The sequence below is a fragment of the Candidatus Contubernalis alkalaceticus genome, assembly GCF_022558445.1.
GTDB classification, from domain to species: domain Bacteria; phylum Bacillota; class Dethiobacteria; order SKNC01; family SKNC01; genus Contubernalis; species Contubernalis alkaliaceticus.
On record NZ_CP054699.1, the window covers coordinates 3,190,967 to 3,204,727 of the forward strand.

The window sequence follows — 13,761 nt, forward strand, 5'->3', positions numbered from 1 at the left end:
CCTTTAATTCTTTCGACATCAGGCACCTCTTTCCTGCAAAAACAGTTCTTATTTTTAATACCTCGTCAACCTGCTAAAGCAATTTATCCTTTATCCTTCCCCTAATAGCTTACACTTCTAATATGGAAAGAAAAACCTGCATCAGCTCCGGGTCAAATTGAGTGCCGGCACACCGCTTTAGTTCAGCTATCACTTCACTTTTGCATAACGGCTGCTTATAAGGCCTGCCATTGGTCATTACCTCATAAGCATCGACTATATTTACAATCCGGGCCAATATGGGTATATCTTTACCTTTTAACCCTTTGGGGTACCCCAAACCATTCCAGTGCTCATGGTGGCAAAGAATATCTTCTGCTACATGGGCAAATTCTTCCATAGACCGTGCTATCCGGTAGCCTGATTCCGGGTGTTTTTTAAGACATGCCCAATCATTCTCTGTCAACTTATCCATTTTGGTTAATATTTCCTCCGGAATTGTAATTTTACCTATGTCGTGAAGGTAAACCAGAAGGGTTAACCGGTCTAATTCTGTTTCCGGGAGATTTATTTTTTCTCCTATCTTCATGGCTATCTGCTGCATACGCCGTCCATGCTCCTCTGTTTCGTAACTTTTTTCCTCCAATGTTTTTAAAAGGGCATTTAAGACCGCACTCTTAGTACTGCGGCTTTCTGCTAATTTATGCTTATACATATTATTTTCGGCCTCTTTTAAGGTTTCTGTAAGACCTTTATCCATACTATTCTTGCCGGCAGTTCCTAAGGCCATTGAAAGAGGTGCTTTTTTTACGTACAATTTTTCGCATTCCTGAACAATCCTTTTACATATAGCTGCTGCTTCAATGATTGTTGTTTGAGGCAGAAGGACCACAAATTCATCACCGCTCCAGCGGGCGATGATATCTTTCTCTCGGCAGTATTTTCTTAAAATATTGGCCGCCCTTACCAACATCTCGTCTCCGGTGCTGTGTCCATATGTATCGTTAATCAGTTTAAGGCCGTTTAAATCGCACATTATCATGCTTATGGGCAGCTGCCTTTTTGTATCCAGCCTCTGCATTTCCTGTTCCAGAAAAACTCGGTTGTAAAGGCCGGTAAGGCTATCATGAAAAATCAAATGACGAATTTTTTCTTCCGCCAGATATCTTGAAATGACATTTGATATCAGTTCCGCCACAACTCGTAAAAGCGTTACATGTTCTTCAGTCCATATCTTATTTGACTTAACCGCATCAAATCCCATAAACCCCATAACCTTATTATTGGATACAATGGGAACAACTAAAACCGATTTTATATCCTGTTCCTGCAGAATTCTTTTTTCCACAGCTGCCTGCTTTGACATTTCATCAACACAGGGAATGATAATATTTTGAAAGTGGGTAAGCTTCTCCATCCACCAGGGGAACATATCGGAGGGAATGTTCTGCAGCACATCTATCTGAGGTTCAATTTCCTCCGAACACCACTCATGGGTATTGTTCATTCTCTGCCCCTCAGTAAACTGAAACACATAACTGCGGTCAACTTGAAAAAACTCTCCCATTATCTTCAATACATTATTGATTCCACGGCACAATTGTTCTGTAGGCAGGCTCACAAAATAAGAAGAGATATTGGAAACCATTTTTTCAAATTGAAACTGAGCCCTCAGATCTTCCCCGGCATTAGATTGTTCAGTTACATTAGAACAGTCCATAACTACGCCACTAACCATACCTTCACTATCACTAATGTCAACAGCGCTGTGAGCAATCCGACGTTGTGTGACATCCTCAGCAGATAAGCCAGATTTCTCTTTTTGCTTGCGCTCAGTTATATCTACTTGTATGCCAAAGAGGCTAATAAATCGTCCCTGACCATCATACATACAGGTACAGTCACTCTCAACCCACATTTCAGTGCCATCCATACGCCTCTCCATGGTTTCCAGCCGCCGGCTCCCTACATCCAACAAACCCCGCAGAATATTACGGCCTTCTTCTGGGTCATGTTTAAATAGATCGTAAAAGTTGAGACCAACTATTTCAGCTTCCGATGCCCTGTATTGATCTAACAGTGCTTGATTGACCTTAGTCATGCGTAGATGCATAATGATATAATCCAACGCTTTTTCCTTATCAATTGATTCATTCCACACAACAGGCTCATCTAACATCATAAAAAATGATCCATGTAAAGACTGAGAAAAAAACATATCCAACCATGAAACCTCCTGCATGTTTTCCCCCAGTAAACGATACCTGTCATTTTCTTGACACATTAAGATACCCCCTGTACAAAAGCAGTTCTTAGAAAATATAAAATAAAAAAAACAACAAATTTTTCTACAAATTTTCTTACATTTCAATATATTTCTATGCCTGCCGGCAAATTTCCTCTATTATTACCTGAGACGACCCCCTGGTTTTTAAATTAAAAAACAGCCCCTTTTAAAAAAGGGGCTAATTAATACCTGCTCTAAACGCAATTATGAAAACGTGAAAATTTTAAACTTTTCCCCCATACACCCTAACAATTAATCCTTATTTTTGATCTCCGAAACGGGTTTTAGGTTTTTGATCCAATACATCTTCCACGTAACAGCGCAGCACCTCAGCCACTCCCCAGGCCTGGGATATACAACCCCTGGGTTCATGGGGGAAATCCCCATCAAAGATTTCACTGACAGTACCTATTCCATGTTCAAAGAGATACCTGCGAAAGGGTGCCAAAATTTCCCGGGCCATACCCCGACTGCGCTGAGAATTCTCATGAACCTTTAGATAGGCAGTGATGAAAGGCCCCATGAGCCAGCTCCACACCGTTCCCTGGTGATAGGCCGCATCTCTCTGCCAGCGATCTCCCTCATATACCCCTTTATAGTCTGGATGAGAGGGAGACAGGCTGCGCAGTCCGTAGGGAGTAAACAGCTCTTGAAACACCTTTACCACTACTTTCTTCTCCTCCTCCCGGCTCAAAAGAGAGTAGGGCAGGCTGACTGCCAGAATCTGATTGGGCCTCAGGCTGTCATCCCGGCCGGAGGAGGAAACGACATCGTAAAGATAATCTTTATCAAAATTCCAAAATTCTTTCCTGAAATTACTATAAACCAGATCCGCAAAACCTTTGAACCTCTCCTCTTTAGGGTCCCCAAATTCCTGAGCCAAGTTCTCCATAATCCGTAAAGCATTGTACCACAGGGCATTGATTTCCACAGCTTTACCGTGTCTGGGAGTCACCACCCAATTGTCCACCTTGGCATCCATCCAGGTAAGCTGCACATCCGGTGAACCGGCAAAAATAAGGCCATCGGGATGCATCCGGATATTGTACTTAGTCCCGTGCTGATAATAATCAATAATTTCGTTTAGCACCGGATAAAGCTCCTCCCGGACAAAACCAATATCCCCGGTATATTCCAGGTACTTGGCCACAGCATAGAAGTACCAAAGGGAGGCATCCACAGTATTATAAAGGGGAACATCTCCTCCCCGGTCCGGGAAAGTATTGGGAATCAAACCCTCCTGACAGTTGGCAGCAAAGGTTTTCAGGATTTCTTTAGCCTCCTCAAACCGTTTGGTCACCAGAGTCAATCCCGGTAGAGATATCATCGTATCCCGGCCCCAATCAATGAACCAGTGGTAACCGGCTATAATGGTTTTTCTCCCGGTGGATTTTCTATCTACTATAAAGGAATCTGCTGCCAGAATCAGCTGATTTGCAAAATAATCCTGATATCCGGCATGGCTTAACACCCCGTTGAGACGTTCCACCTGCAGATGGTATTCCTGGGCAGGGTCATGGATCCTCTTCTCCAGGGTGGCCACCACCGCAAACTCCATAGGCTTGTCCCCACTAATTTCCCAAACCCCCGGCATATAATGATATTCTATAGAAGATTCTCCCCTTCTGATTTCCTGAATATATTCCATCTTCTCATACCAGGTATCCTCATAAGCAGTAAATTCTCCGGCGGAACACCTGAGATACAAAGGGTCCATTTCCGTATAGCTTAAAAGGGATACGGTACTGCCCTCCACCTCCTGAATAAAACCTCCGTCGGGAGCATGGGTGACCCAGTGATAATCCCGATAGTTCATCAAAGGAAACAAGCGGAATTTAAAGGTCCTGTCGGGAGATTCTACCCGATAGCGAATAATGGTTGTGTTTTCACCATAAACCATGAAAATTCTTTTTTCTATTAAGATATCCTCCAGTTGGTACACAAAGGTGGGCAGAGGGTCATAACGAAACTCATGAAGATACTGATACCCTTTCTGTATAAAGCCTCCCGCCGTGGCGTTGGCAGCCAGGGGATAGACTTTTCCATCAATTTCAATATCCTCATCAATTTTAGTTAAAAGCATAGTCCGCTCTCCGGGGGGACGCAGTGAGGCCACCAGCAGCCCATGATAACGGCGGGTATTTCCCCCGGCAATGGTAGAGGAGGCATATCCCCCCAAACCGTTGGTTATAATCCACTCCTTTTCAGCAGACTTGTCCCAGGTAGGAACATCCATCTTGCCATATCTGATCATCCCTGCTTTCATTCCGTTAAACCTCCCTCTCCTAGAGCATATTCTTCGGCCGCCAGCAGTACCGCTCCCACTATTCCTGCTTCATCGCCCAGTACTGCGGGGACAATTTCTACATTTTCCGTAATCGGCCCCGCCGCCCGGCTGAAAAAGGCCTTCTGCAGCGGTTGAAAGAAAGAATTTCCGGACATAGAAACTCCCCCTCCAATAACAAAAATCTCCGTGTTCAGCAGTGTGGCCATACCCGCCAGCCCTGCCCCCAGGTACTTAATCGCCCTGTCCACAATCTCCGCCGCCGCCTCATCGCCCAATTCCGCTGCCGTAAAAACATGTCGGGCCGTTACATCACGGCGGCCATCCATGGCGGCAACCTCAGGCATTCTGCTGGACCTTCCGGCAGCCAGCATCTCTGCCGCCTGACGGGCAATAGCTGTGCCTGAAGATATAGCCTCCAGACAGCCCCGGTTTCCGCATTTGCACTGGGGGCCATTCAAATCTAAAGAGAAATGCCCAATCTCTCCGGCATACCCTTGAGAACCGTGAAAAATCTCCCCATCGGCAATAATCCCCCCACCAATACCGGTGCTTACAGTAATATACACCACATGGGATTTCCCTCTGCCGCCCCCCAGTCGAAACTCCCCATAGGCCGCAGCATTGGCATCGTTCTCCACAAACACCGGCAGCCCGATTCTTTCCTCCAGGATTCCCGGAAGTGGAATATGAGTCCAGCCAGCCAGGTTAGGAGATTTCACCATAACTTTTTCCCGGTGGTTATAAAAACCCGCCGCACACATCCCCACCGCCTGAATTTCTTCAAAATGAATACCCTGCAGTTGAATCACCTGTCGGATATCCTCCTGGATTTGGGCCAAAACCACTTCAGGCCCCTGAGAAGCCGGAGTCTCCTCCTTTTTCCGCAGCAGGATTTCCCCCTGTGTGGTTGCCACCACCGTAAGAGTTTTGGTGCCCCCCAGATCTACTCCAATAATATATGGCTTACTTTTTTTGTGTGCTTTACTGCTCCCTTGAGTCAAAAAAACCACTCCCCATGATAAACTACTCTTATATTTTTCATAACTGTATAAGTATATTCATTACCTTTAACCAGGGTAAGCTTTTTACAGATTCGTTACAGATAGTTAAATGGTACACTTGCCCGCCGGCGCCTACCAGACAGACTCACATTTACTGGAAACTAACAGCTCCTCATATCTTTCCGTATAGGCCAGCACCACATGCACATAGGTGGCATGAGACCAGGTCAGAGGGGCTACTGAAATCGATTCCCCGCTGTACGGGTCCAGCTGTTCCGACAGCACCCCGGAGGACATGGCCTTATTATGTACCCATTTTAAAATTTCCAAAGGCTTTTTCAGCTCATCTAAGCCCATGGCCCGTTGAATATGCCACAGGGCCAGCCACAGGGTGCAGATAATCCAGGGGTTCCCCGGCACCCTCTCCAGGTCTTGAGACTTCTGAAAATAATAATCATTGGTATACCGGGCTACTCCCCCAATTTCCGTCTTAGCCCAAAGCCCCAGCTCCACCTGCTTCATAGTAGAATCCACCCGGGGGTCCGAAGCCGGTAAAAGGTCAAAAGCAAAGACCGAATACACACTGCTTTCCAGAATCAAATCTTTTTTATAATTATTATCCCCCTGAAGATAGATTCCCCGCAGGAACCGTCCCAGAGAGTCATCATACAGGTGAGTGAGTATGCCTTTTTTTATGGTATCCGCCATGGCCGAATATTTATCCGCCCTCTCTTCGTCTGCCACCAGGGAAGCAAAATAAGCAGCAGACCGCAGGCCGGCATAAACAGCACTGGCGGTAAAGGTAAAGATCCCCCTGCGCTCCTCCCAAAGGTCATGGCTCTCCATGGGCAGGTTTAATTCAGGAATATAAAATTGAACCATAAAATCCGCCATAGGCCGAATAAGGTTCCGGTACAGCCTCTGTATCATCTCCAGGTTGGGGCTCTTCCGGTAGTAAAACCATAAGGCATATAGTACCAGAGCTGTCTCATCCTCCTGAATGGGAAGCTGAGTCTCCCCCTCATGGATCCAGGGGTGCCAGCTGGACCCCGCCGTCCCATCAGGATTGTACTTATGCAGAAGAAAACCGCAATCGGTCAGGGCATTCTCACAAAAATAAAAGAAATTGGCAACCACTTCAGGATACCCTGCCTCAATCATGGATATGGCGACCAGGGCCCCGTCCCGGGGCCACATGTAGCTGTAATGGTCCCGATTATACTGCAAAATTTCCGTATCATTGGCGGCAATAATAGCCCCGTTGCGGTCAATCTGGGTCCTGACAATTAAAAGGCTCCTCTTATAAAGATCAATAAGCTCCGGGGAGAGATTAGCAAAATGCCGGGAAGACTTGTTTACCCAGTTTCGCCAGTAAATTTCAATCCTCTTTAAAAGTGTTTCCGGAGTGCGATCCAGCACATAAAGATTTAAATCCTTAATATCTTGAAAGTTTTTCCCCACCGCCAACCAATAATAGAGGGCATCCTGTCCTTTAGAAGGCAGGTTCATCTGAAAACTGATAGTACTGTCCACAGAACCTTGGGCAATGGGATTCCCCCCCAGATTGCCGTCTTCGGCATCTCTCCAGGTCCCCTCAGCGCCTCCAAAGCGCTTAATCCCGGTGGAATATTGAAATATTTTATTCTCCCCCACCCGGCCGTTAACCAGGAAATATCGATCCCGCTTATAATGGTACAGGGCGTGGACTTCGGGGTTATAAAGGGCAGTATCCCCTACTTCGCTTTCATCTATGGAAAAATCATGGGTAAAAAAAACCCGAACTTCCCTCTCCCGGTCTGCCAGGTTTTTTACCACCATCTTCTTAATATAAATATTATCCCGGTAGTGAACCGCATCGTTGATCGTAATATGTAAACCCAGCCGATGGTTAATAACCGTCACCTGAGTAACCAGGCTGTCCTTCTTGTACTCCAGAGTACGATGCCAGTCCGCTTCATGGCACCAGGAAAACTGACCCTCCACCCATACCCCAAAACTGTTGTGATGACCACCGATATGGTTAAGCTGACCAACATGGGGAAAATAAAGGTCCCTCATACTGAGGGCGCTATCGAAATTGATTAAGAGTTGGCCGTTACCAATTACCAGAGCCCTTGCCACCACAATTCCTCCTTTTGCATGCACAGAGCTAACCCTATGAATGCATCTCCCGAATCTTATTTATATAGAATGCTGTCAATTTTTCTGCTTCCTCAAGGGTAGAGCTTTCACTTATGACATAAAATAATGGCTCATCCACCCCTGGTATAATAAGAGTCCAGCCCTGGGAGCAGAATATCTTAATGCCGTCAATTCTTTCCACCTCCTGGCTTTTAGAATCCTCCATAAGACGTCTCATAATCTTCCCAATATCCTGCCAACTCGTAGAAACAGTATCTTTCTTCATGCAGAACTTTGGTATTTCCTTAACCAACTGCGATAACTTCATATCCTGAGCCGCCATATAATCTAGAATCAGCACCAGGCCGTATAGAGCATCAAAATGCAGTTGAAAATAGCTATCCCGGGTAACCTCCATGACCGCCCTGGGGCTCACCTTGGTCCGCACCGCCTGCCCATGAAATTTCTCCGCCAATATCTCAATCACATTGGGAGCCGAAACCGGCACCGCCGCCCGTTTCCCCTCCGAAAATTTCTCTGAAGAACAAAGGGACACCATGACCAGTAAAGCAGTTTTCAAGTCTTCACTCACTACTTCCCCCTGTTCAGTAACCAGGGTCATCTTTTCACCGTTCCGGTCAATGATCACTCCCAGGTCCGCACTGCTTTTCTTAACAGAAGCGGCCAGGTTCTCCGGCGTATAGTACTGGGGAAACTCTTTTTGCGGCTTCTTACATCTGTCCCCCCGGGCATATGCAGATCTGATGGGCCGGTTTTGGGTAACAGCAATCACCTGGCAGCCTAACTTATCCAGTAGAGGCATCAAAAGTGAGGACAGATTCTCATAATCATAGGACAGGACAATGCGATAATGCTTGCGGTGCACCTTATCCCTGTGAACTGCCCTGGTAAGTCGATCCACATAGGCATCAGCCAGTTGAGGCAGATACTTTAAATCCCCCACCTGGCTGTAATTTACCCGGCGGAATTCCTCCTGTAAAAGGGTATTCTCTATTTTTCTTTCCCAGTTTTTATCCGTATTTATTCCAAAGTTATCCAAAAACTCTATCAGTATGCGGGGATCTCCCTCCTCCACCAGCCTCAGGTGCACTCCACCATTCACCGAGAGCACTTTCACCGCATAGCGGTTCACCGAGGTGTTGGCCGCCCCTATATCAATAGTATTTATCCCCGTAGACTGCAGGCTGGAACAGAAAGCCCGCTTCAATACCTGAGCATAATTATTCTTATCGGAACTAACACAAATCTCCGCATCCATGTCCAGCACCGAACCAAAAGCCGCCGCCAACCGGGTAATGAAGTCAACGGTAATCTCCACGTTGGGAATTCCGCAGATCCCCGATAGGCCAAAATACTGAGGGCCCACCCCTTCGCTCCAGACAATGGAAGTACTGATGGTGCTGTTGTCCGCAACCACCTTTTTGGGCCACAGCTTAACCTCAGGCCGGATAGTACTATTGACCCCAATACTGCAGTGGTCGCTGATCACGGACCCTTCCAACATCGTAGCCTTGGCCTTTACAATACACTGACTGGAGATAATAGTACCTCTCAGTTCCGCCTCCCTGCCCACATAATTATGGTTCCATAGGATAGACCTCTTCAGAGAAGCTCCCTGCTCTAAAGTGTTGCCCTCCCCAATTATCGTAAATTCCTCCAGGCGTACCCCTGCTTTCACAGTGCAGTTATCTCCCACAATAACCGGGCCCTTAACTTCAGCTTTTGCGTCAATCCTGGTATTTTGCCCCACCCAAACGTTTTCTGCAATCCGGCTGCCCTTCAAAGGAACCTTTATTTTCCCCTCCAGAATGTCCATATGAGTCTGGCGGTACTGAACCAGGTCCCCAATATCACTCCAATAACCCGATGCCGTATAACCATACAAAGGAATATCTTTTTTTAGCATCAGGGGAAACAAATCCTTACTAAAATCATAAAACAGTTCTTTGGGGTAGAGATCAAAAATTTTCGGCTCCAGGATGTAAATACCGGTATTCACCGTATCACTGAACACTTCCCCCCAACTGGGTTTTTCCAGATAGCGGGTAATCCGGTACTGCTCATCCATGGTACAGACCCCAAACTCCAAAGGAGTATCCCGATGGGTCAGCACTATAGTACAAAGCCCCTTCTTTTCCTGGTGAAACTGAAAAGCTGCGCTCAAATCAAAGTCCGTCAGGGCGTCCCCGCTGATAACCACAAAGGTTTCATCTAAAAAATCTGAAGCGTTCCTCACCCCTCCAGCAGTTCCCAAAGGCGCATATTCCTCGAAATAACTGATATTTACCCCCAGCTTTTCCCCTTCACCAAAATATTCCCGGATAGCCCCGGGCAGATACTGCAGCGTTACAGCAATATCTGAGATGCCGTGTTTTTTTAAAAGCTCCACCGTATAATACATCAGGGGCTGATTCATCACCAGCATCATGGGTTTGGGTATATTACAAGTCAGAGGCCTGAGGCGAGAACCCTTGCCTCCAGCCATGATTACCGCTTTCATAATAATTTCCCTCCTTAATTATTAAATCCCTTTAAAACTTCTATATTTTTTAAGAGGATTTAGTCAAATCCAGTTCATTCAAATTGGGCCCGGGTCTCCGGTATCCGAACTTGTTCCCGGAGAATTTCTTGGTAAACCTCATGGGTCTGCCCGGCAATTATGCCCCAGTTGTATAGAGAAATAACCTTCTGCCAACCCTGATCACAGAGACGGCGGCACAAGTCCACCTGCGTAAGCAGTTTTAAAATACAAAAGGCTAAACTGGAGGAATCCCCCGGTGGAAAGGTAAGGCCCTCCACCCCGTCCGCCACAATCTCCGCAAGGCCTCCGGTATCCCCTACCACTACGGGAACCCTGGCAGCCAAAGCCTCGATGGCCACAATACCGAAAGGCTCATATCTGCTGGGGAAAACCGCCACATCGGCACAAGCATAGAGCCGGTTCCGCTGCCTGTCCTTGACAAAACCCGGAAAAACTACCCGATCCTCTACTCCTAATTTCTTCACCTTCTTCTGCAATTCCTCTCCATAGGGCCCTCTCCCGGCAATTACAAATTTTACTGCCGGATACTCCCGGACAATCTCCGGAATGGCTTCCACCAGGTTGTCCACTCCCTTTTCAATCACCAGCCTACCCATAAATAGCACCATTTTTTCCTGGGGCCCGGCGTAATTCAACCTCCATTCCACCGGGAAGGGTTCCGGCTTCAGGTTGGCCGGGTCCACACCATTGGGAATCACCCGGATCTTATCCCGGGGGAGATAGAAAATGTTTTCCAACTCCTGCTGCATATAATCACTGCAGCAAATAACCCTCCGGGCCTCATGACTCAGCCACCACTCCACCTCATGGACATACCGCTGTTCCAGGGTATGAATCCCCCGGTTCCTTCCAAACTCCGTAGCGTGAATAGTGGCTAAAAGGGGAATTTGGAAATGTTTTTTCACAGAAGTGGCGGCGTAAGCCACTAACCAATCATGGGCATGAACCAGATCAAACCCCCCAAGATCTTCATACAGCCTTCGGGCATATTCAAAAATAATCAGGTTCAGCTGAAAAATCCAGTCATTAAAATTTGAGTTTCCCTGAAACTGGAAAGTGTCCAAACGATGTACATGAACCCCCTCCCGGTTTTCATATTTCTTTCGAAAACCCTCTCCAAAGGTTACAATATGTACATTCATCCCCTGTTCAGCCATGGCATGGCTCAAGTCATCCACATGTCGGGCCAACCCCCCTACAGTGTAAGGGGGAAACTCCCAGGAAAGCATGAGAATCCGGGGACGGGAGGACTTTTTCATTAAATTCAGGGATTCCTGCTTTTCCCCCTGTTCCCGGCTGAAAAACATCTGATAGTCAATCTGAGGAAACAAAGGGTCCTCCCCATGCACTTCTTTCAACCATTGTGTATCTATCCTTTTTTCCTCTATCATATCATACAGCCGGTTGAATTTCTCCAGGTGCTCACTAATCCGGGTTTTAGCATACTGCACCGCCGTATCCATACTTATAATAAAAGTCCAATCACTGGCCTGAGCCAGCAGCAGCTCCCGGGCCGCCTGGTTCAGAGCATCACTATAAGGGCTGAAAGCATTAGTATTATGCTCCGCCAGCCGGATCATCCTTTCCTCCGCCTTGTGCAGATGCCGGTAAACCCAGTCGTTTTTGCCGTTCAACCAAACACTGCTGTACCCTTCATGACCCCAGCTGGAAAGCTGTAAAGCCACATCAAAGGGCTCCGGCGGTTCCTCCTTCAAACAGGTAAGAGGATCCGTCAGCTGTACCTGATCCTGATCATAATGTATCTTACGCACCAGGCAGTCCAGCCATTGGGGTCCCTCATACCACCAATGCCCTAAAAGCTCCGCATCATACGGAGCCACCACCACCGGGGCTCGGTCCATTTCCAAAGAAAGTTTTTGTATCTGCTGCTGCCGGTTTAACAAAAAATTCTCAGCATGTTCAACTGCCGCCTCCCGGGCCATTTGAGGATTATAGGGTTCCTTGTAACCCTCTTTTCCGGTAATGCGATAATACTTGATTCCCAGGTTCCGCCGTATGTTAGCTGGAAGATAAGCGTTTAAGTAATCCAGGTCCAGGTCAAACCCAATATCCCGATAGTATTCCCGATATCGATAATCTCCGGGATACCCCTCCCTCATACTCCACACCTGCCGGGAGGACTCCGGATCTCGTCCGAAGGCAAATACCCCCTGTCCAACTGATACCGGTGCATAGACTCCATATTTGGGTTGGGGGGAAGCATAAAGAATCCCGTGGCTGTCCAGAAAAAAGTACTTAATCCCAAATTCCGCCAGGTATTTCTCCACCCCGGCCCGGTAACCGCACTCCGGAAGCCACAAACCCTCAGGCTTTTCCCCAAAATGTTGGGCAAAAAGCTCCACCCCCACCGCCACCTGAGCCCGCACCGACTCCCGGGTTTTTACCAGAGGCAGATAGGCATGAGTGGCACAGCAGGTAAAAAGCACCAGGCTTCCATCTTCCTTCAGTTTTCGAAAGGCGGTTATCAAATCCGTCTGTTTCTCCTCTTTATAGTAGCGATATATTTCCCCATAAGATTCACTGTACATAGAAGCTAATGAATTAAAGGAGGGCTGGCCTTTAGTCCTGACCACCTCTTTATCCGCCAGCTCAATTAACTTTTCCAGATAGCGGCAGTATTTTTCCCGAAGATTCTCCTGCCACAGCATAGAAATCAAGGTAGGAGATAGAGAAAAACAGAGACGGAAGTCAACCCCGTCCCTGACCCAACCTTCCATCACCTTTAGAAGCGGTAAATAACACTCAGTCATTGCTTCAAAGAACCACCGCTCCTCCAAATGGTCCCGAGCTTCCGGATGATGCACATAGGGCAGGTGTCCGTGAAGCACCAACATAAGGTTACCTTTAGGCATCTTACCATCCCTCTCTTTTTAAGTGACGTACTCCCACCACCTAAGAGGTGAGGGCTTCTTGGGATGTATCAGCTTTCGCTGATATATTTACCAAGCTATCCCCGTTCGCCCAACGGTTCTTCCGTTTAAAAAACTACTGCCCCCCGCTGGAGGGCAGATTGACAATGTTTTTTTGAGCTTGAATTAATACTTTCTCCGTATGAATGTCCCCAATGTCCCCTTGGGGAAGATTCACCCGGTCCAAGGGAGTCATAATAGTTTTAGAGCGAAGAAGAGACAAGAATTTTCCCTGGTTGGTTACCCCCAGATCAACTACATAAGCCTTACCCGCCTTGGTTTGAGAAAAATAAAAGCTGCTGCAGTGAGACTCTATGGTATATTCTGTATACCGGCACTCATTTCTGCCGTCAAAAGGCATACAGGTCACCTGATAAAGCCTCAGAGACAGGGAAAGGTGAGACCAGGCGGTTTTAAAATGACGGGTGGCCATATCCTTATATTCTCGGCTCAATTCCCAGTATGCATAGATACAATCAGGACTCTGAACAAGAACCTCAATAACATTTTCTCCATACTCCAATGGTAGATGAAAAGATGTTACAGAACGATTTTTCATAATGAACACCCCCTAAATTAAAACAAAAACATTA

General features: G+C 46.9%; 7 protein-coding genes. All 7 read right to left on the minus strand.

Annotated features, from left to right (window positions below; translation table 11 throughout):
• Positions 1–109 precede the first annotated feature (109 nt).
• The 7 genes from HUE98_RS15785 to HUE98_RS15815 all read right to left on the minus strand — a co-directional run bounded on the left by HUE98_RS15785 (position 110) and on the right by HUE98_RS15815 (position 13,727).
• On the minus strand, positions 110–2,263 hold the full coding sequence (locus HUE98_RS15785; protein ID WP_241421552.1) for an HD domain-containing phosphohydrolase: 2,154 nt from the start codon (positions 2,261–2,263) through the stop codon (positions 110–112).
• Positions 2,264–2,525: 262 nt separating this feature from the next.
• Positions 2,526–4,532, minus strand: coding sequence for an amylo-alpha-1,6-glucosidase (locus HUE98_RS15790; RefSeq protein ID WP_241421553.1), 2,007 nt, complete (start codon positions 4,530–4,532; stop codon positions 2,526–2,528).
• The gene (locus tag HUE98_RS15795; RefSeq protein ID WP_241421554.1) at positions 4,529–5,554 is read right to left on the minus strand and encodes an ROK family protein; all 1,026 of its coding nucleotides are present in this window, start codon (positions 5,552–5,554) and stop codon (positions 4,529–4,531) included. The genes HUE98_RS15790 and HUE98_RS15795 overlap by 4 nt, the downstream gene beginning before the upstream one ends.
• A 132-nt stretch (positions 5,555–5,686) precedes the next feature.
• Entirely contained in the window at positions 5,687–7,675 is a 1,989-nt protein-coding gene (locus tag HUE98_RS15800) for a glycoside hydrolase family 15 protein (protein ID WP_241421555.1), read from the minus strand.
• Between the two features lie 34 nt (positions 7,676–7,709).
• Positions 7,710–10,196, minus strand: a complete 2,487-nt coding sequence (locus tag HUE98_RS15805) for a sugar phosphate nucleotidyltransferase (protein ID WP_241421556.1) — start codon at positions 10,194–10,196, stop codon at positions 7,710–7,712.
• Positions 10,197–10,270: 74 nt separating this feature from the next.
• On the minus strand, positions 10,271–13,111 hold the full coding sequence (locus HUE98_RS15810) for a 1,4-alpha-glucan branching protein domain-containing protein (protein ID WP_241421557.1): 2,841 nt from the start codon (positions 13,109–13,111) through the stop codon (positions 10,271–10,273).
• 133 nt (positions 13,112–13,244) lie between these two features.
• Positions 13,245–13,727: a DUF4912 domain-containing protein gene (locus HUE98_RS15815; RefSeq protein WP_241421558.1), complete on the minus strand. Its 483-nt coding sequence runs from the start codon at positions 13,725–13,727 to the stop codon at positions 13,245–13,247.
• Positions 13,728–13,761 lie beyond the last annotated feature (34 nt).